Source organism: Pseudomonas sp. (genome assembly GCF_035497915.1).
GTDB lineage: Bacteria > Pseudomonadota > Gammaproteobacteria > Pseudomonadales > Pseudomonadaceae > Serpens.
On the sequence record NZ_DATJCS010000036.1, the window covers coordinates 12,600 to 30,422 of the forward strand.

At 67.5% G+C, this 17,823-nt stretch carries 21 protein-coding genes; 15 read left to right on the plus strand and 6 right to left on the minus strand.

The features are described from left to right. Positions 1–71: 71 nt before the first annotated feature. Both VL129_RS10300 and VL129_RS10305 read right to left on the minus strand, forming a co-directional pair. Complete coding sequence (locus tag VL129_RS10300; RefSeq protein ID WP_325412730.1) at positions 72–731, minus strand: HAD family hydrolase; 660 nt, start codon at positions 729–731, stop codon at positions 72–74. After that, positions 731–1,273, minus strand: coding sequence for a gamma carbonic anhydrase family protein (locus tag VL129_RS10305; RefSeq protein WP_325412731.1), 543 nt, complete (start codon positions 1,271–1,273; stop codon positions 731–733). Before VL129_RS10305 ends, VL129_RS10300 begins: the two co-directional genes overlap by 1 nt. A gap of 105 nt (positions 1,274–1,378) precedes the next feature. Between VL129_RS10305 and prlC the strand changes: the two genes are divergently transcribed. Next, on the plus strand, positions 1,379–3,424 hold the full coding sequence (gene prlC / locus VL129_RS10310) for an oligopeptidase A (RefSeq protein ID WP_325412732.1): 2,046 nt from the start codon (positions 1,379–1,381) through the stop codon (positions 3,422–3,424). Then, entirely contained in the window at positions 3,421–3,687 is a 267-nt protein-coding gene (locus VL129_RS10315; protein WP_325412733.1) for a YheV family putative zinc ribbon protein, read from the plus strand. Before prlC ends, VL129_RS10315 begins: the two co-directional genes overlap by 4 nt. 13 nt (positions 3,688–3,700) lie before the next feature. Here VL129_RS10315 and VL129_RS10320 read toward each other — a convergent pair whose 3' ends face one another. Then, positions 3,701–4,492, minus strand: a complete 792-nt coding sequence (locus VL129_RS10320; protein WP_325412734.1) for an AraC family transcriptional regulator — start codon at positions 4,490–4,492, stop codon at positions 3,701–3,703. Between the two features lie 82 nt (positions 4,493–4,574). On the opposite strand from VL129_RS10320, the gene VL129_RS10325 reads away from it, so the two are divergent. Both VL129_RS10325 and VL129_RS10330 read left to right on the plus strand, forming a co-directional pair. Next, the gene (locus VL129_RS10325) at positions 4,575–5,570 is read left to right on the plus strand and encodes a bile acid:sodium symporter family protein (protein WP_325412735.1); all 996 of its coding nucleotides are present in this window, start codon (positions 4,575–4,577) and stop codon (positions 5,568–5,570) included. Positions 5,571–5,709: 139 nt separating this feature from the next. Beyond that, complete coding sequence (locus tag VL129_RS10330) at positions 5,710–6,768, plus strand: PA0069 family radical SAM protein (protein WP_325412736.1); 1,059 nt, start codon at positions 5,710–5,712, stop codon at positions 6,766–6,768. On the opposite strand, the gene VL129_RS10335 is transcribed toward VL129_RS10330, so the two are convergent. After that, complete coding sequence (locus tag VL129_RS10335) at positions 6,769–7,404, minus strand: hypothetical protein (protein WP_325412737.1); 636 nt, start codon at positions 7,402–7,404, stop codon at positions 6,769–6,771. 183 nt (positions 7,405–7,587) lie between these two features. Here VL129_RS10335 and VL129_RS10340 point away from each other — a divergent pair, with 183 nt between their 5' ends. From VL129_RS10340 to VL129_RS10360, 5 genes are all read left to right on the plus strand, one after another. After that, a complete protein-coding gene (locus tag VL129_RS10340) occupies positions 7,588–8,313 on the plus strand; it encodes a carbonic anhydrase (protein ID WP_325412738.1) in 726 nt (241 codons plus the stop codon). A gap of 201 nt (positions 8,314–8,514) precedes the next feature. Next, positions 8,515–9,639 (plus strand): cytochrome c oxidase subunit II, encoded by a 1,125-nt coding sequence (gene coxB / locus VL129_RS10345; RefSeq protein WP_325412739.1) that lies wholly within the window; start codon positions 8,515–8,517, stop codon positions 9,637–9,639. A 13-nt stretch (positions 9,640–9,652) separates the two neighbouring features. Continuing rightward, the gene (gene ctaD / locus VL129_RS10350) at positions 9,653–11,245 is read left to right on the plus strand and encodes a cytochrome c oxidase subunit I (RefSeq protein WP_325412901.1); all 1,593 of its coding nucleotides are present in this window, start codon (positions 9,653–9,655) and stop codon (positions 11,243–11,245) included. After that, positions 11,242–11,769 (plus strand): cytochrome c oxidase assembly protein, encoded by a 528-nt coding sequence (locus tag VL129_RS10355; protein WP_325412740.1) that lies wholly within the window; start codon positions 11,242–11,244, stop codon positions 11,767–11,769. Before ctaD ends, VL129_RS10355 begins: the two co-directional genes overlap by 4 nt. Then, positions 11,769–12,662 (plus strand): cytochrome c oxidase subunit 3, encoded by an 894-nt coding sequence (locus tag VL129_RS10360; RefSeq protein ID WP_325412741.1) that lies wholly within the window; start codon positions 11,769–11,771, stop codon positions 12,660–12,662. The genes VL129_RS10355 and VL129_RS10360 overlap by 1 nt, the downstream gene beginning before the upstream one ends. On the opposite strand, the gene VL129_RS10365 is transcribed toward VL129_RS10360, so the two are convergent. Next, positions 12,650–12,844, minus strand: coding sequence for a twin transmembrane helix small protein (locus tag VL129_RS10365; RefSeq protein WP_325412742.1), 195 nt, complete (start codon positions 12,842–12,844; stop codon positions 12,650–12,652). The genes VL129_RS10360 and VL129_RS10365 overlap by 13 nt on opposite strands. 71 nt (positions 12,845–12,915) lie before the next feature. On the opposite strand from VL129_RS10365, the gene VL129_RS10370 reads away from it, so the two are divergent. From VL129_RS10370 to VL129_RS10395, 6 genes are all read left to right on the plus strand, one after another. Further along, a complete protein-coding gene (locus VL129_RS10370; protein ID WP_325412743.1) occupies positions 12,916–13,614 on the plus strand; it encodes an SURF1 family protein in 699 nt (232 codons plus the stop codon). Next, positions 13,592–14,167 (plus strand): hypothetical protein, encoded by a 576-nt coding sequence (locus VL129_RS10375; protein ID WP_325412744.1) that lies wholly within the window; start codon positions 13,592–13,594, stop codon positions 14,165–14,167. The genes VL129_RS10370 and VL129_RS10375 overlap by 23 nt, the downstream gene beginning before the upstream one ends. An 18-nt stretch (positions 14,168–14,185) precedes the next feature. Further along, positions 14,186–15,232, plus strand: a complete 1,047-nt coding sequence (locus VL129_RS10380; protein ID WP_325412745.1) for a COX15/CtaA family protein — start codon at positions 14,186–14,188, stop codon at positions 15,230–15,232. Beyond that, on the plus strand, positions 15,229–16,131 hold the full coding sequence (cyoE, locus tag VL129_RS10385) for a heme o synthase (RefSeq protein ID WP_325412746.1): 903 nt from the start codon (positions 15,229–15,231) through the stop codon (positions 16,129–16,131). Before VL129_RS10380 ends, cyoE begins: the two co-directional genes overlap by 4 nt. Further along, positions 16,128–16,763, plus strand: coding sequence for an SCO family protein (locus tag VL129_RS10390; protein WP_325412747.1), 636 nt, complete (start codon positions 16,128–16,130; stop codon positions 16,761–16,763). The genes cyoE and VL129_RS10390 overlap by 4 nt, the downstream gene beginning before the upstream one ends. Before the next feature lie 132 nt (positions 16,764–16,895). Continuing rightward, complete coding sequence (locus tag VL129_RS10395; protein ID WP_325412748.1) at positions 16,896–17,321, plus strand: CopD family protein; 426 nt, start codon at positions 16,896–16,898, stop codon at positions 17,319–17,321. Positions 17,322–17,323: 2 nt separating this feature from the next. Here VL129_RS10395 and VL129_RS10400 read toward each other — a convergent pair whose 3' ends face one another. Further along, entirely contained in the window at positions 17,324–17,788 is a 465-nt protein-coding gene (locus VL129_RS10400) for a DUF2231 domain-containing protein (protein ID WP_325412749.1), read from the minus strand. Between the last annotated feature and the right edge of the window lie 35 nt (positions 17,789–17,823).

Genomic DNA, 17,823 nt, shown 5'->3' on the forward strand with positions numbered 1-17,823 from the left:
GCCCGGCTGGGTTTCTCCCGGCCGACGGTGCCGCGATCGGTGCCTGGGGTGGGGCCGTCGCGCCGTAAGGGTTACGCGGCGTCCACGCCCAAGAACGCCTGCTGCAGCTCACCCAGGCTGTCGAAATGCCAGTCCGGTGCCTCGGTCAGCAGCTCCTCGCGGCTGCCGAAGCCGTAGCCGACCGCGGCGCAGGCCAGGCCGTTGTGGCGGGCGCCGATCAGGTCGTGCTTGCGGTCGCCGATCATCAGCGTGCGCGCCGGGTCCAGCGCTTCGCTTTCCAGCAGATAGCCGATCAGCTCGCGCTTGTCGGTACGTGTGCCGTCCAGTTCGCTGCCGTAGATGCGCTCGAAGTGCTGGTTGAAGCCGAAGTGCCGGGCGATTTCCACGGCGAACACCGTGGGCTTGCTGGTGGCGATGAACAGGCGGCGGCCCTGCGCGCGCAGCTGCTCGAGCAGGGTGCCGATGCCGTCGAACGGGCGGTTCTCGTACAGGCCGGTGACGCGGAAGCGCTCGCGGTAGTGATTCACCGCCTGCCAGGCACGCTCCTCGTCCATCCCGTAGCTGCTCATGAAGCACTGCAGCAGCGGCGGGCCGATGAAATGCTCCAGGGCGGTCAGGTCCGGCTCGTGGATGCCCAGCTGGGCCAGGGCGTGCTGCACCGAGCGGGTAATGCCCTCGCGGGGGTCGGTCAGGGTGCCGTCGAGGTCGAAGAGGATGGTGTCGTGGTGCATCAGCGGTCGTACCCTTCTGCCAGATGCTGGTCCTTCAGCTTCACGTAGTTGCCGGCGGTGTAGCTGAAGTAGGCCTTTTCCGCGTCGGTCAGCGGGCGCGCCTGCTTCACCGGGCTGCCCACATACAGATAGCCGCTTTCCAGGCGCTTGCCCGGCGGCACCAGACTGCCGGCGCCAATCACCACCTCGTCCTCCACCACCACGCCGTCCATGACGATGGCGCCCATGCCCACCAGGATGCGATTGCCCAGCGTGCAGCCGTGCAGGGTCACCTTGTGGCCGACGGTCACTTCGTCGCCGATGGTCAGCGGATAGCCGTCCGGGTTGTACGGCCCGGCGTGGGTGATGTGCAGGACGGAGCCGTCCTGGATGCTGGTGCGCGCGCCGATGCGGATGCGGTGCATGTCGCCGCGGATCACCGTCAGCGGCCACACCGAGCTGTCCGCGCCGAGCTCGATGTCGCCGATCAGCACTGCGCTGGCGTCGACGAAGGCCCGTTCACCGAGGCGGGGCGTATGGTTGCGGTAGGAACGAATGGCCACGATAGGCGCTCCTGGGCTGCGAGAGAGGGCGATTGTAATTAAGATGGCGGGCAAGTGGACGTTGCCTACCCTGTCCCACATCAATTCCTCCACAGGTAAGACGCAGTGACCAGTAATCCCCTCCTGCAGGATTTCGACCTGCCGCCCTTCTCCGCCATTCGACCCGAGCATGTCGAACCGGCGATCGACCGGATCCTTGCCGATAACCGCGCGGCGATCGAGCGCCTGCTGGACAGCCAGCGCCAGAACCCCAGCTGGAGCGGCCTGGTGCAGGCCCTCGACGAGCTGGGCGCGCGCCTCGGCCAGGCCTGGAGCCCGGTCAGCCACCTCAACGCGGTGTGCAACAGCCCCGCGCTGCGCGACGCCTACCAGGCCTGCCTGCCGAAACTGTCCGAGTACTACACCGAGCTGGGGCAGAACCGCGCCCTGTTCGAGGCCTACAGTGCGCTGGCGCAAAGCCCGGCGGCCGCCGGCTTCGATGTGGCGCAGCGGACCATCCTCGAACATAGCCTGCGCGACTTCCGCCTGTCGGGCATCGACCTGCCGGCCGAGCAGCAGAAGCGCTATGGCGAGATCCAGCAGCGCCTGTCCGATCTGACCAGCCGCTTCTCCAACCAGTTGCTGGACGCCACCCAGGCCTGGACCAAGCTGCTCACCGACGAGAACGAGCTGGCCGGCCTGCCGGAATCGGCCCGCGCGCAGATGAAGCAGGCCGCCGAGGCCAAGGAGCTCGACGGCTGGCTGATCACCCTGGAATTCCCCAGCTACTACGCGGTGATGACCTACGCCGACAACCGCGCCCTGCGCCAGGAGGTCTACACCGCCTACGGCACGCGCGCCTCGGACCAGGGGCCGAACGCCGGCCAGCACGACAACGGCCCGCTGATGGTGGAAATCCTCGACCTGCGTCAGGAGCTGGCCCACCTGCTGGGCTTCGCGCATTTCGCCGAGCTGTCGCTGGCCACCAAGATGGCCGACTCCACCGAGCAGGTGCTGAGCTTCCTGCGCGACCTGGCGGTGCGCAGCAAGCCGTTCGCCCAGCGCGACCTGGACGAGCTGCGCGCCTTCGCCGCCGAGCGGGGCGTGGACGATCTGCAGAGCTGGGACACCGGCTACTTCGCCGAGAAGCTGCGCCAGGCCCGCTACGACCTGTCCCAGGAAACCGTGCGCGAGTGGTTCCCCATCGACAAGGTGCTGTCCGGCCTGTTCACCATCGTGCAGAAGCTCTACGGCATCGAAATCAACGAGCTGCACGATTTCGAGCGCTGGCATCCGGAGGTGCGCCTGTTCGAGATTCGCGAACACGGCGAGCAGATCGGTCGCTTCTACTTCGACCTGTATGCCCGAGCCAACAAGCGCGGTGGCGCGTGGATGGACGGTGCCCGCGACAAGCGCCGCACCGCCGATGGCCGGCTGGTCTCGCCGGTCGCCTACCTGGTGTGCAACTTCACCCCAGCGACTACCGGCAAGCCGGCGCTGCTCACCCACGATGAAGTCACCACCCTGTTCCACGAGTTCGGCCATGGCCTGCACCACTTGCTGACCCGCGTCGAACATGCCGGCGCTTCGGGCATCAACGGCGTGGCCTGGGACGCCGTCGAGCTGCCCAGCCAGTTCATGGAGAACTGGTGCTGGGAACCGGAAGGCCTGGCGCTGATCTCCGCCCACTACCAGAGCGGCGAGCCGCTGCCCCTGGCGCTGCTGGACAAGATGCTGGCGGCGAAGAACTTCCAGTCCGGGCTGATGATGCTGCGCCAGCTAGAGTTCTCGATCTTCGACTTCGAGCTGCACGCCACCCACGGCGACGGTCGCAGCGTGCTGCAGGTGCTCGACGCGGTGCGCGACCAGGTGGCGGTGCTGCGGCCGCCGCACTGGAACCGCTTCGCCAACGGCTTCGCGCACATCTTCGCCGGCGGCTACGCGGCCGGTTACTACAGCTACAAGTGGGCCGAGGTGCTGTCCGCCGACGCCTTCTCGCGCTTCGAGGAAGAAGGCGTGCTCAACCCGGAAACCGGTCGCGCCTTCCGCGACGCCATCCTGGCGCGCGGCGGCTCCCAGGCGCCGATGCAGTTGTTCGTGGATTTTCGTGGCCGCGAGCCGGCCATTGACGCGCTGCTGCGCCACAGCGGCCTGACGGAGAATGCGGCATGAGTGAAGTGAAGAAGCGTTTCATCGCCGGCGCCGTGTGCCCGGCCTGCGAGGGTCAGGACACCATCAAGATGTGGGACGTCGACGGCGTGCCGCATCGCGAATGCGTAGCCTGCGACTACGCCGACACCCTCAACGAGCAGGGCATTTCGGTACCGAAGGAGCTGGGCACGCGGGTCAATCAGGCCAAGCCAGCGGCGGCCAAACCGCAGAGCGGCCAGGCCATGCAGTTTTTCCCCAACCCGAAGCTGAAGAAGTCGGAATAAGGCCCCGGGCGTTCTATTCGCGAAAGAACTCCCCCGGCGTGCAGCCGAACTGCTGGCGAAAGGCGGCGATGAACGCCGAGGTGGAGTCGTAGCCGCAGGCCAGCGCCACGTCGGTGACCCGCTCGCCGCGCTCCAGCGGCGCCAGCGCGCCGAGCAGGCGCAGCCGCTGGCGCCAGGCGCGGAAGCTCAGGCCGGTCTCGCGCTGGAACAGCCGGCTCAGGGTCTTTTCCGACAGGCCCAGGCGCTGGCTCCAGTCGCCGAGCGTGGTCTGCCGTTCCGGATGGGCCTGCAGGCTGCGGCACAGCGGGCGCAGGCGGCTGTCGTGGGGCAACGGCAGCATCAGGTCCACCTCGCGAGCGGCGGCCAGCTGGTCGAGCAGCACCTGCGCCAGCCGGCCGTCCGCGCCGTCTTCGTCGTAGGCTTCCGGCAGCAGGCTGAAGCTGCGGATCAGCTCGCGCAGCAGCGGGCTGACCTCCAGCACCCGGCAGCCGGGCGGCGCCCAGGCCGTGATGGAGCCGTCCAGGTACAGGCTGCGCATTTCCGTATGCGGCGAGCGGTATACCCGGTGCGGCATGCCCGCGGGCACCCACACCGCGCGCTGGGGCGGAGCGATGAAACGGCCGGCCGCCGTCTGCACTTCCAGCACGCCCTGGCTGGCGTAGGAGAGCTGCGCCCACGGATGGCTGTGGCGGTAGGTGAGCGCCAGGTTGGCCAGCGATTCGACGCGCCCATAGAGCGGGCGTGGCAGGCTGGAAAGCGCGGCCATGCTGGGGTTCAGGGACTGTTCCTGTCCGTTTGGCGACATTGGCGGGCTCATTGGCGTTAGTCGGTCGTCGGCGAACAGGGTAGTGTCCGCCCCCACCTGCCGACAACTACGAGAATTCCCAATGGCACTGACCCGTTTCCTGCCCGATGCCTACACCCAGATCCTGATTGGCGTGGTGCTGCTCGCCACCGTGCTGCCGGCCAGCGGCCAGGGCGCGCAGGCCTTCGAGTGGCTCACCAGCCTGGCCATCGGCCTGCTGTTCTTCATGCACGGCGCCAAGCTGTCGCGCGAGGCGATCATCGCCGGCGCCACCCACTGGCGCCTGCACCTGCTGATCTTCTCCTGCACCTTCGTGCTGTTCCCGCTGCTCGGCCTGGCGCTCAAGCCGCTGCTGTTTCCGCTGCTGGGCAACGAGCTGTACCTGGGCATGCTCTACCTGTGCGCGCTGCCGGCCACCGTGCAGTCGGCCATCGCCTGCACCTCGCTGGCGCGCGGCAACATTCCGGCGGCCATCTGCAGCGCGGCGGCCTCCAGCCTGCTGGGCATCTTCCTCACCCCGCTGCTGGTCATGCTGCTGATGGGCGTGGAAGGCGAAAGCGGCTCGACCCTGGACGCCATCGGCGCGATCGTGCTGCAGCTGCTGGTGCCCTTCGTCGCCGGCCAGCTGGCCCGCCCGCTGATCGGCGGCTGGGTGGCGCGTAACGGCAACTGGTTGCGCCGGGTGGATCAGGGCTCGATCCTGCTGGTCGTCTATACCGCCTTCAGCGCGGCGGTGATCGGCGGGCTCTGGGAGCAGATCCCGCTGGCCCGCCTGCTGGTCCTGACGCTGGTCTGCACGCTGTTCCTGGCGCTGGTGCTGGTGCTGGTCGAGTTCATCGGCCGGCGTGTGGGGCTGAACCAGGAGGACCGCATCACCCTGCTGTTCGGCGGCTCGAAGAAGAGCATGGCCACCGGCATCCCGATGGCCCAGGTGCTGTTCGCCGGTGGCGCCGTCGGCACGCTGATCCTGCCGCTGATGATCTTCCACCAGATCCAGCTGATGGTCTGCGCGGTGCTGGCCCAGCGCTATGCGCAGCGGCCGGAGGGTGATGCGGCGGGGGTCGGCGCCGAGACGTGAGTGCTGGGGCCGACGCCCCGTTGGCTGGCGTAAAGCCGGCCCTACAAGGGGCGCAGCCACCCGCAAGGCGTCCGCCGAACGGCGTGTGCAATGGGGAAAACTCCATATACTGTATATAAAAACAGTATATGGAGTTTCCATGACGGTTTCCCTGCCGCCGCGCGGTCGCGGCACCGCCGACAACCCGGCCAATCGCTATGCGCCGACCCGTTGCGAAGCCTTCGATGACGGCTGGCAACAGGATGTGCCGCACACTCGGGCCACCGAAGTGCGTCAGGAGCTGGCAAAAAGTGTCATCACCCGCAACCGCTCGCCGGATGTCGGCTTCGACCGTTCCCTCAACCCCTATCGCGGCTGCGAGCACGGCTGCATCTACTGCTTCGCCCGGCCCAGCCATGCCTACTGGGACCTGTCGCCGGGGCTGGATTTCGAGACCCGGCTGATCGCCAAGAGCAACCTGGCCGAATGCCTGGAAGAGCAGCTCAGCAGGCCCGGCTACGTGCCGGCGCCGATCGCCCTGGGGGTGAACACCGATGCCTACCAGCCCATCGAGCGCGAGCAGCGGCTGACCCGCCAGGCGCTGGAAATCCTGCTGCGCTATCGCCACCCCGTGCACCTGATCACCAAGAGCGCGCTGATCCTGCGCGACCTCGACCTGCTGGAGGCGCTGGCGGCGCAGAACCTGGTCAGCGTGGCGGTCAGCCTGACCACCCTGGACAACGAGCTGAAACGCATCATGGAACCGCGCGCCGCCTCGCCCGCCGCGCGGCTGCGCTGCCTGCGCGAGCTGCACGCGGTCGGCGTGCCGGTGTCCGTGCTGTGCGCGCCGATGATCCCGATGATCAACGACGCCGAGCTGGAGCAGCTGCTGGAGGCCGCCCGGGATGCCGGCGCGCACAGCGCCGGCTACGTGCTGCTGCGCCTGCCGCTGGAGATCGCCGAGCTGTTCGAGGACTGGTTGCGCACGCACTTCCCGCAGCGCGCCGAGCATGTCATGAGCCTGGTGCGCCAGTGCCGGGGCGGGGCGAACTACGACAGCCGCTTTGGCGCACGCATGCGTGGCGAAGGGCCGTTCGCGGACCTGCTGGCGCGGCGCTTCCAGGTCGCCTGCAAGCGCCTGGGGCTGAATCGCCGCGAACTGCGCGGGCTGGACTGCCAGCGCTTCGCGCCGCCGGGGGCACAACTGGCGCTCTGGTGATCAGAGATTGCCCAGGCGCAATTCCATGCCCAACTGGCGGCTCAGGCACGGCCACTGCTGCCAGGCCTGGCGGGTCTGCTCGTCCTCCAGACAGGCGCGGCAGCTCTGCCGTTCGGCGCCGGTCATGCGCGCCGGGTCGAGCAGCCCGTCCACGGTCTCGAAGATCGCCTGGTCCAGCGAGTTGGCGTAGGGCTCGCCGATCAGCTGGTGGGCGATCAGGTTGGCGGTGGTGTTGTCGAGGGGAATCAGCGGACGGCCGAGTTGCACCAGGTAGCGGTCGTTGACCTCCTCGATCAGCCGCTGGGCCAGGTAGGCGTCGTCCAGCAGCGCCGCCAGGCCCGCCTCGGCATGCCGGGGCGCCTGGAAGAACTCCTCGGCGACCCTTAGCAGCGGGTCGATGTGCGCCTGCAGCCCGGTTTCGGCGGCCACCCGGGCGGCGGCCTCCAGCAGGTCGGGCACCTGCTCGATGTAGGCGCTGACGAACTGCAGCAGGCTCTGCGAGCCGTTTTCCAGCGGCAGGCGAATGGACGGATGCAGCTGCGGCAGGCGATTGCCGAGCAGGCGCGCCAGACGCCCGCTGCGCTGCTCCTCCAGTTGAGCCTGGTGGATGATTGCGCGCATGGAAGACAGGTTCATGGCGGCTCCTGGAATACGCTTCATGCAAAACCTTAGTTGGCGCATCGAGACTGCGGTTGACCATCACCCTCGTTATCGACGATCCGAGGGTATAGTTCACGGGCCGACGACAGCCTGTGACTCTGCCGGGCCGGTTATTCGTCTTGCAGTGCAAGATCCGTTCTAGAACCGAGGTTTCAAGAAATGCCGTACAAGCACAAGGCCATCCCGATCCAGGTTCGTACCGGCAGCGAGAGTGCCGAAGAGGCCCTGAACAGCATCGTCAGTGGCTTCCGGCGTTTCCGTCAGGAAGTGTTTCCGCAACAGGAGGAGCTCTTCAAGGCGCTGGCCACGGCGCAGAATCCGCGGGCGATGTTCATCACCTGCGCCGATTCGCGCATCGTGCCGGAACTGATCACCCAGAGTTCCCCGGGCGACCTGTTCGTTACCCGCAACGTCGGCAACGTGGTGCCGCCCTACGGGCAGATGATGGGTGGTGTCTCCACTGCCATCGAATACGCGGTGCTGGCCCTGGGCGTGCAGCACATCATCGTCTGCGGCCATTCCGACTGCGGCGCCATGAAGGCGGTGCTCGACCCGCAGAGCCTGGAACGCATGCCCACGGTAAAGACCTGGTTGCGCCACTCCGAGGTCGCGTTGCGCGTGGTTGAGGAAAACTGTGGCTGCGGTCACCACGACACCCTGCAGATCCTCACCCAGGAAAACGTGGTCGCCCAGCTCGACCACCTGCGCACCCACCCCTCGGTGGCGGCGCGCCTGGCCAGCGGCCAGCTGTTCATCCATGGCTGGGTGTACGACATCGAGAGCAGCGCCATCCTGGCCTACGACGCCGAGCGCGGCAGCTTCCTGCCGCTCGATGGCGACGTGGTGCCGATGGCCACCCCCCGCGCGCGCTTCTTGCGCGGCTGATCCTGCCCCCGCGGCGGCCTGCCAGGCCGCCATGACCGCCGGTCGCCGGCGGTCGACTCCCCTGGCGCTCCCGGCGCGCTGTCTATACTCCGAGGCGAACGACGTACTCCCGACCGGCCTGAGGCCAGAGCGGTGAAGTCAGCAGTCTCGCCCCGGCTCTCCGCTCCTGTCGGCAGATAACAAGAACGATAGGGGAGCGCAATGATGCGACATCCACGACTCTGGATGGGTCTGCTGGTTGGGGTGCTTCACGCGTCGGCCCAGGCGGCCTGGGACGTCAACATGCATCGGGGCGCCACCGAGGTCGGTCGCTCGGTGTTCGACCTGCACATGACCATCTTCTGGATCTGCGTGATCATCGGCGTGCTGGTGTTCGGCGTGATGATCTGGTCGATGATCATCCACCGCCGCTCCACCGGCCAGCAGCCGGCGCACTTCCATGAAAACACCCGCGTCGAGGTGTTGTGGACGGTCATTCCGCTACTGATCCTCATCGGCATGGCGGTGCCGGCCACCCGTACGCTGATCGACATCTACGACACCTCCGAGTCCGACGTGGACATCCAGGTCACCGGCTACCAGTGGAAGTGGCACTACAAGTACCTGGGCGAGGACGTCGAGTTCTTCAGCAACCTGACCACGCCCCGCGAGCAGATGAACAACCTGGCGCCCAAGGGAGAGCACTACCTGCTGGAGGTGGACAACCCGCTGGTGGTGCCGGTCGGTGCCAAGGTGCGCTTCCTGATCACCGCGGCCGATGTCATCCACTCCTGGTGGGTGCCGGCGCTGGCCGTGAAGAAGGACGCCATTCCCGGCTTCATCAACGAATCCTGGACGCGCATCGAGGAACCCGGCCTCTACCGCGGCCAGTGCACCGAGCTGTGCGGCAAGGACCACGGTTTCATGCCCGTGGTGGTGGAAGCCAAGAGCCAGGCGGACTACGCCGCCTGGCTGGCCGAGCGCAAGACCGAGGCCGCCCAGCTCAAGGAGCTGACCGGCAAGGAGTGGACCCGCGAGGAGCTGGTCGAGCGTGGCCAGCAGGTCTACCAGACCTACTGCTCGGCCTGTCACCAGGCCAATGGCGAGGGCCTGCCGCCGATGTTCCCGGCGCTCAAGGGCTCGCCGCTCACCAACGGTCCGCTGGACGGACACCTGAACATCGTCTTCAACGGCAAGCCGGGCACTGCCATGGCGGCCTTCGGTCGCCAGCTGTCGGAAGTGGACATCGCCGCCGTGGTGACCTACGAGCGCAACGCGCTCGGCAACAGCGTCGGCGACATGCTGACCCCGCAGGACGTGCTGGCCTTCAAACAGGCCCAGGAATGAGGACATGACGGACATGAGCGATGCAGTGATCGACCACGGTCATGCCGTGCATGACCCCCACCACGGCCCCGCCAGGGGCCTGATGCGCTGGGTGCTGACCACCAACCACAAGGACATCGGCACGCTCTACCTGTGGTTCAGCTTCTGCGCCTTCCTGCTCGGCGGCAGCATGGCCATGGTGATCCGCGCCGAGCTGTTCCAGCCGGGGCTGCAGATCGTGCAGCCGGAATTCTTCAACCAGATGACCACCATGCACGGCCTGATCATGGTGTTCGGCGCGGTGATGCCGGCGTTCGTCGGCCTGGCCAACTGGATGATCCCGCTGATGATCGGCGCGCCGGACATGGCCCTGCCGCGCATGAACAACTTCAGCTTCTGGCTGCTGCCGGCGGCGTTCGGCCTGCTGGTCAGCACCCTGTTCATGGAGGGCGGCGGGCCCAACTTCGGCTGGACCTTCTATGCGCCGCTGTCCACCACCTACGCGCCGGAGTCGGTGACCTTCTTCATCTTCGCCATCCACCTGATGGGCATCAGCTCGATCATGGGCGCCATCAACGTCATCGCCACCGTGCTCAACCTGCGCGCACCGGGCATGACGCTGATGAAGATGCCGCTGTTCGTGTGGACCTGGCTGATCACCGCCTTCCTGCTGATCGCCGTGATGCCGGTGCTGGCCGGCGTGGTGACCATGATGCTGATGGACATCCACTTCGGCACCAGCTTCTTCAGCGCCGCCGGCGGTGGCGACCCGGTGCTGTTCCAGCACGTGTTCTGGTTCTTCGGCCACCCCGAGGTGTACATCATGATCCTGCCGGCGTTCGGCGCGATCAGCGCGATCATCCCGGCGTTCAGCCGCAAGCCGCTGTTCGGCTACACCTCGATGGTCTACGCCACCGGCGCCATCGCCTTCCTGTCGTTCCTGGTCTGGGCCCACCACATGTTCACCGTGGGGGTCCCGCTGACCGGCCAGCTGTTCTTCATGTACGCCACCATGCTGATCGCCGTGCCCACCGGGGTGAAGGTGTTCAACTGGGTGAGCACCATGTGGCAGGGCTCGATGACCTTCGAGGCGCCGATGCTGTTCGCCGTGGCCTTCGTCATCCTGTTCACCATCGGCGGCTTCTCCGGCCTGATGCTGGCCATCGCCCCGGCGGACTTCCAGTACCACGACACCTACTTCGTGGTTGCCCACTTCCACTATGTACTGGTGCCGGGCGCGATCTTCGGCATCTTCGCCTCGGCCTACTACTGGCTGCCCAAGTGGACCGGGCACATGTACGACGAAACCCTGGCCAAGCTGCACTTCTGGCTGTCGTTCGTGGGCATGAACCTGGCCTTCTTCCCCATGCACTTCCTCGGCCTGGCCGGCATGCCGCGGCGCATCCCCGACTACAACCTGATGTTCGCCAACTTCAACATGGTGTCGAGCATTGGCGCGTTCCTGTTCGGCGCCACCCAGCTGCTGTTCCTGTTCATCGTCATCAAGTGCATTCGCGGGGGCCGTCCGGCTGCCGCCAAGCCGTGGGACGGCGCCGAAGGGCTGGAATGGAGCGTGCCGTCGCCGGCGCCCTACCACACCTTCCAGGTGCCGCCGGAGGTGAAATGATCAGCACCGCGCGACTGGTGACCCGCCTGCTGTTGCTGGTGGCGGTGATGTTCGGCTTCGGCTTTGCCCTGGTGCCGCTCTACGACGTGCTGTGCCAGGCCTTCGGCATCAACGGCAAGACCGCCGGGCAGTACCAGGGCGTCCAGCAGATCGATGACAGCCGCGCGGTGCGGGTGCAGTTCCTGGCCACCAACGCCGGGGGCATGGTCTGGACGTTCGAACCGTTGCAGGCGGAGGTGCGCGTGCATCCCGGCGCCAGCCATGAGGTGCGCTTCGTCGCGGTCAATCCCACCGACCGGCCGATGACCGCCCAGGCGGTGCCCAGTGTGGCGCCCGCGCGGGCCGCCGCCTGGTTTCACAAGACCGAATGCTTCTGCTTCACCCAGCAGGTGCTGCAGCCGGGCGAGCGGATCGAGATGCCGGTGCGCTTCATCGTCGACCGCGACCTGCCGCGCGATGTCCACCACCTGACCCTCGGCTACACGCTGTTCGACATCACGGACCGCCCGGAGAGGAGACTTTGATGGCCACACAATCCCATGAGCCGTACTACGTCCCCGCCCAGAGCCAGTGGCCGATCATTGCCTGCCTCGGCCTGCTGGTCACCGTCACCGGGCTGGGCCACTGGTTCAACGACCTGTCCGCCGAGCGTGACAGCGCCAGCGGACCGCTGATCTTCTTCGTCGGCGTGCTGCTGCTGATCTGGATGTTCTTCGGCTGGTTCGGCTCGGTGGTGCGCGAGAACCGCGCCGGCCTGTACAGCGCGCAGATGGATCGCTCGTTCCGCTGGGGCATGAGCTGGTTCATCTTCTCGGAGGTGATGTTCTTCGCCGCCTTCTTCGGTGCGCTGTTCTACATCCGCTACTGGGTCGGCCCCTGGCTCGGTGGCGAAGGTGACAAGGGCCTCAGCAACATGCTCTGGCCCGGCTTCGAATACCGCTGGCCGCTGTTGCAGAACCCCGACCCCAAGGTGTTCCCCGGTCCCAGCGAGGTGATCGGCCCGTGGGGGTTGCCGCTGATCAACACCCTCCTGCTGGTCACTTCCAGCTTCACCCTGACCTTCGCCCACCATGCCCTGCGCCGCAATCAGCGCGGGCCGCTCAAGCTGTGGCTGGGGCTGACCCTGCTGCTGGGCTTCGCCTTCCTGGTGCTGCAGGCCGAGGAATACATCCACGCCTACACCGAGCTGGGGCTGACCCTGGGTTCGGGCATCTACGGCGCCACCTTCTTCATGCTCACCGGCTTCCACGGTGCCCACGTGACCATCGGCGCCATCATGCTCAGCGTGATGTTCTTCCGGGTGCTGCGTGGCCATTTCACCCCGGACGACCATTTCGGCTTCGAGGCGGCGGCCTGGTACTGGCACTTCGTGGATGTGGTGTGGATCTGCCTGTTCGTGTTCGTTTACGTGCTTTGAAGCTGGCCGCTGAAAAAGCCCCAGGCGATCAGCGCCAGGGCCAGGGCGGACAGCAGGACCCGGGCATACAGGGCATAGACCATGCGGTTCGAGCGGCCAGTGTCCCTGAGCATGAAATACAGGGCCGAAAAGAGGCTCGCCAGGATGGCCAGCAACAACAGGAGAATCGCTGCCTTGAGCACGCGCCGCTCCGGGGGGAGGTGAAGTGGGGAAGCAGTATAGACAGCCCGGGCCTCGCTTCCGGCCGGGCGGGTTGCCGAGCCTGGTGGTGGCGCTGCTGCTGCCGGCGCTGATCGCCCTGGGTTTCTGGCAGCTGTCGCGCGCCGAGGAAAAACGCCAGATCCTGGCGGCCGAGGCGCAGCGGCGCGAGGCGCCGCCGGTTCCGGTGCTGCAGCTGCTGGCCGAGCCCGAACCGGCGTTCCTGCGCGTACAGCTGCGCGGCCGTTTCGACGCCACCCACAGCCTGCTGCTGGACAACCGCGTGCACCAGGGCCAGGTGGGCGTGGAACTGGTGCAACCCTTTATGGACCACCCCAGCGGGCGCTGGCTGCTGGTCAACCGGGGCTGGCTGCCCTGGCCGGACCGGCGCGTGCCGCCGCGCTTCGACACGCCGAGCGGCGAGCTGCAACTCACCGCCTGGGCCTATGTTCCGCCGGGTCGCAGTCTGCTGGCGGTGGGCAATGCCACGGGCTGGCCGCGGCTGGTCAACCGCCTGGAACCACTGGCGATCTGGCAGGAACTGCGCCGCCCCGGCGTGCTGCTGGAACTGCGCCTCGAACCGGGACCGGCCGCGCTGACGCCCAACTGGCCCAGCGTGTCCATGGCGCCGCAGAAACACCAGGGCTACGCCGTGCAATGGTTCGGCCTGGCCGTAGCGCTGCTGGCGCTGTTCATTCACCTGGGCATTCATCGGGCACGGGAGGCTCGTCATGCATCAGTCGCTGCACCTTGAACACCCGACTCGGCCGGCGGGTCGTGGTCGGCTGCAACTGCTGCTCATCCTGCTGGTGGTGATCGGCCCCATGCTGCTGGCGACCGCCATGTACCAGTGGCGCTTCTGGGTGCCGGAGAGTCGCACCTTCCACGGCCAGCTGCACGGCGGCGGACAGACCCTCGCCGACCTGGGCGTGACGGTGCAGGAACCGGCCGGCTGGCAGTTGCTGGTCACCGATGCGCATGGGTGTGCGGCGGACTGCCGCGAGCTGGTCTATCTGGCCCGGCAGATCCATATCGGCCTGGGCCGCGAGGCGGGGCGCGCCAGCCATGCCCTGGCCTTGAGCGACAGCCTGGACGCGGACTATGCCGCACAGCTGGAACGTGAATACCCGCAGCTCCAGCGGCTGCCGCTGGAGGCCGCGCGCTATGTCGGTTTCGGTCAGCAGGACGCGCGCCTGTGGATCGTCGATCCGCTGGGCAATCTGGTGCTCAGTTATCCCGCCGGGGTGTCCGGCAAGGCCGTGCTGGAGGACCTGCGGCATCTGCTCAAGCTGTCGCCCCTGGGCTAGCGATTCAAGGAGGGAACCATGAGTCGACCCGGCTTCGCCCTGGCCATCTTCGCCACCCTGCTGGCGGCGCTGGTGGTGACACTCGGTGCCTACACGCGCCTGACCCATGCAGGACTGGGCTGCCCGGACTGGCCGGGCTGCTATGGCTTTCTTGCGGTGCCCATGAGCGAACGGGCCCAGGAGGTGGCGGCGCTGCGCTTTCCCGATGCGCCGCTGGAAGTCGACAAGGGCTGGAACGAGATGGTCCACCGCTACGTGGCCGGCCTGCTGGGCCTGACGATCCTGGTGCTGGCGCTGCGTTCCATCCAGTGGCGTGCGCGCCCGGGCCAGCCGCTGCGCCTGCCGATCCTGCTGCTGGGGCTGGTGATCCTGCAGGCTGCGTTCGGCATGTGGACGGTGACGCTCAAGCTCTGGCCGCAGGTGGTCACCGCCCATCTGCTCGGCGGCTTCGCCACCCTGGCGCTGCTGTTCCTGCTCAGCCTGCGGCTGTCCGGACGGCTGCCGGCCTTGCCGGCCATTCCCGTTTCGCTGCGCCTGCTCGCCTGGCTGACCCTGCTGCTGGTGATCGGCCAGATCAGCCTGGGCGGCTGGGTCAGCGCCAACTACGCGGCGATGGCCTGCGTCGACCTGCCCACCTGCCAGGGCCAGTGGTGGCCGGCCATGGATTTCCACAATGGCTTTCGCGTCGCCCAACAGAAGGGGCCGAACTACCTGGGCGGCCAGCTGGATGGCGCGGCGCGCACCGCCATCCATGTCAGCCATCGGCTGGGCGCGCTGCTGGTGTCGCTGTGCGTGCTGCTGCTGGCCTGGCGCCTGTGGGCTGCCGGTCTCGGCCGGCTGGCGTGGCTGCTGCTGGTGGCGCTGGTCGGCCAATTGGCCCTGGGCATTGGCAATGTGCTGCTGCACCTGCCGCTGCATCTGGCGCTGGCCCACAACGCCGGCGGTGCGCTGCTGCTGCTGGTGGTCGTGCTGGTCCACTACCGCCTGCGTCGCCCGGCCGGCGTGCTGCTGGTGCGGCCGCTGCCGGCGCGTTTCGAATCCGTCCGGGAAGGAGCCTTGCCATGACCACCTTGCAGCGTGGCGAGCGTACCCGGCAGCCTACCTGGCGCGATTACCTGGAGCTGACCAAGCCCCGGGTGGTGCTGCTGATGCTGATCACCTCGCTGGTCGGCATGTTCCTCGCCACCCGCGCCGGCGTGCCCTGGACGGTGCTGCTGTTCGGCAATCTGGGCATCGCCCTGTGCGCCGGTGCGGCCGCCACGGTCAACCACGTGGTGGACCGCCACATCGACGGGCTGATGGCGCGTACCCGGCGGCGCCCGGTGACCAGCGGGCGCGTCTCGCCGGCGGCGGCGCTGGTCTTCGCCCTGCTGCTGGCGCTGGCCGGCCAGGCGCTGCTGCTGGCCTTCACCAACCCGCTCACCGCCTGGCTGACGCTGGCCTCGCTGGTCGGCTACGCGGCGATCTATACCGGCTTTCTCAAGCGCGCCACGCCGCAAAACATCGTCATCGGCGGACTGGCCGGCGCCGCGCCGCCGCTGCTCGGCTGGGTGGCGGTCAGCGGCCACCTGAGCGCCGAGCCGCTGCTGCTGGTGCTGATCATCTTCGCCTGGACGCCGCCGCATTTCTGGGCGCTGGCCATCCACCGCAAGGCCGAATACGCCCGGGCCGACATCCCCATGCTGCCGGTGACCCACGGCGAGCAGTACACCAAGGTGCACATCCTGCTCTACACGCTGATCCTGCTGGCGGTGAGCCTGCTGCCCTTCGTGATCCGCATGAGCGGGGTGCCCTACCTGATCTGCGCCCTGCTGCTGGGCGCGCGTTTCCTCTACTGGGCCTGGGTGCTGTACCGTGACACCCGGCCTCAGGCGGCAATCGGTACCTTCAAGTACTCTATCGCCTACCTTTTCCTGCTGTTCATCGCTCTGCTGGTGGACCATTACCTGCCGTGGATTCCATGACCCGTACGCAAACAACCGTTGTTGTCCTCGTTGCCCTGGTGGCCCTGGTGATGGGGCTGACCGTGTTCAAGACCCTCAATCGCTCCGGCCAGCTGAATCCCGCCGAGCTGCTGGATGCCGGCATCGTCCTGCTGCCGCAGAGCCGTCCGCTGCCGGAGCTGACCCTGATCGACGTGGAGGGTCAACCGCAGGCGGTCACCGCCCTGACCGGGCGCTGGACACTGATGTTCTTCGGCTACACCTTCTGTCCGGACATCTGCCCGACCACCCTGGCCGAGTTGCGCCAGCTGAACGGCCTGCTGGGCGAGGAAGACCGCCAGCGCGTGCAGGTGGTGATGGTCAGCGTCGACCCGAACCGCGACACGCCGCAGCAGCTCAAACAGTACCTGGGCTTCTTCGATGCCGGCTATCGCGGCCTGACCGGCCCGCTGGGCGACATCCAGGCGCTGTCCGGCCGGGTGGGTATTCCCTTCATTCCTGGCGACGAGAGCCTGCCCAACTACACCGTCGACCACAGCGGCAACCTGGCCCTGCTCGGGCCGGACGGTCGCCAGCACGGTTTCATCCGCGCCCCGCTCAAGGTGCAGAAGCTGGCCGAGGCGCTGCCCGCGCTGCTGGCCAGCCAGCCCTGAGCGCAGGCCGCCCTATGCTGGGCGCCCTATGCGGGCCACCCTGAACTGAGCTGAACAGTTCGGCCCGTCCCGGGTCACACATCCAGAACCCGCCACCCGGCCTCGACCGGGCACTGTTCTGGAGGGACCCGGATGCCGTGGCTGAAACTGCTGCATTTCGCCGCCCTGCTGTGCTGGTGCGGCAGCCTGCTCTATCTGCCGGCGCTGATCGCCGCCGGCCCCCAGGGTAGCCATCCGCGTCTGCATCCGGAAACCGACTATCCGGTGCGCGTGGTCTTCACCCACTTCGCCACGCCCGCCGCGCTGCTGGCCATCGGCTCGGGCACGCTGTTGTTCCTGCTCGCCGGGCAATGGGCTGGCTGGCTGGTCCTGAAACTGGCGGCGGTGGCGGGGATGGCGCTGTGTCACGCGCTGTGCGGCGTGCTGGTGCTGCGTCTGGAGCGCCAGCCGGAACGCGCGCTGGCGCTGGAATGCACTGCCCTGGGGACGCTGGCGGCGACGTTGGTTGGCGTCACCCTCTGGCTGGTGCTGGCCAAGCCGCAGTGGGGGCCGGCATGAGGCTATTCCGGCGCCACCACGGCCACCGCGTGCTCGTAGACCAGGCGCCCGCCGAGGAACGCCGTCAGGGCAATCAGCCCGGCGGTGAGCAGCGACAGGAACAGTCCCCAGAGCATGTGCCGGTCGTCCGCCTCGGCACCGAAGCGCAGCAGCCAGTTCAGCGAGGCCAGCGACAGCATCATCACCGCCAGCAGGGCATGGCACCAGGCGGTGATCTTGCGGCGAATCTGCAGCACCGTGAGCAGGTCCACCAGCCCGGCGCTGCTGGCGATCCAGCCGCCGAACGCGCCGATGCCAGACAGCCACAGGCCGGCGCGCCACCAGAACGGGTCCAGGGTCCAGAGAAACGCCAGGTCGCTGGCCACCAGCCCGAGCAGGGCGGCCACCGGGAAGTGAATCATCATCGGATGCAGCGGGTGGCCGGCGATGGCGGCGTTGCTGGGGATTTCCTCGGCATTGCGGGGCATGGGCAGGGGTCCGTGGCGCGTGTTCTGCAATGGAC

Coding starts and splice junctions, on each gene's coding strand:
- coxB (WP_325412739.1), top strand. CDS start 8,515: ATGATGCGACATCCACGACTCTGGATGGGTCTGCTGGTTGGGGTGCTT.
- VL129_RS10375 (WP_325412744.1), top strand. CDS start 13,592: ATGCATCAGTCGCTGCACCTTGAACACCCGACTCGGCCGGCGGGTCGT.
- VL129_RS10325 (WP_325412735.1), top strand. CDS start 4,575: ATGGCACTGACCCGTTTCCTGCCCGATGCCTACACCCAGATCCTGATT.
- VL129_RS10395 (WP_325412748.1), top strand. CDS start 16,896: ATGCCGTGGCTGAAACTGCTGCATTTCGCCGCCCTGCTGTGCTGGTGC.
- ctaD (WP_325412901.1), top strand. CDS start 9,653: ATGAGCGATGCAGTGATCGACCACGGTCATGCCGTGCATGACCCCCAC.
- VL129_RS10320 (WP_325412734.1), bottom strand. CDS start 4,492: ATGTCGCCAAACGGACAGGAACAGTCCCTGAACCCCAGCATGGCCGCG.
- VL129_RS10330 (WP_325412736.1), top strand. CDS start 5,710: ATGACGGTTTCCCTGCCGCCGCGCGGTCGCGGCACCGCCGACAACCCG.
- cyoE (WP_325412746.1), top strand. CDS start 15,229: ATGACCACCTTGCAGCGTGGCGAGCGTACCCGGCAGCCTACCTGGCGC.
- VL129_RS10340 (WP_325412738.1), top strand. CDS start 7,588: ATGCCGTACAAGCACAAGGCCATCCCGATCCAGGTTCGTACCGGCAGC.
- VL129_RS10355 (WP_325412740.1), top strand. CDS start 11,242: ATGATCAGCACCGCGCGACTGGTGACCCGCCTGCTGTTGCTGGTGGCG.
- VL129_RS10380 (WP_325412745.1), top strand. CDS start 14,186: ATGAGTCGACCCGGCTTCGCCCTGGCCATCTTCGCCACCCTGCTGGCG.
- VL129_RS10360 (WP_325412741.1), top strand. CDS start 11,769: ATGGCCACACAATCCCATGAGCCGTACTACGTCCCCGCCCAGAGCCAG.
- VL129_RS10390 (WP_325412747.1), top strand. CDS start 16,128: ATGACCCGTACGCAAACAACCGTTGTTGTCCTCGTTGCCCTGGTGGCC.
- VL129_RS10315 (WP_325412733.1), top strand. CDS start 3,421: ATGAGTGAAGTGAAGAAGCGTTTCATCGCCGGCGCCGTGTGCCCGGCC.
- VL129_RS10400 (WP_325412749.1), bottom strand. CDS start 17,788: ATGCCCCGCAATGCCGAGGAAATCCCCAGCAACGCCGCCATCGCCGGC.
- VL129_RS10300 (WP_325412730.1), bottom strand. CDS start 731: ATGCACCACGACACCATCCTCTTCGACCTCGACGGCACCCTGACCGAC.
- VL129_RS10335 (WP_325412737.1), bottom strand. CDS start 7,404: ATGAACCTGTCTTCCATGCGCGCAATCATCCACCAGGCTCAACTGGAG.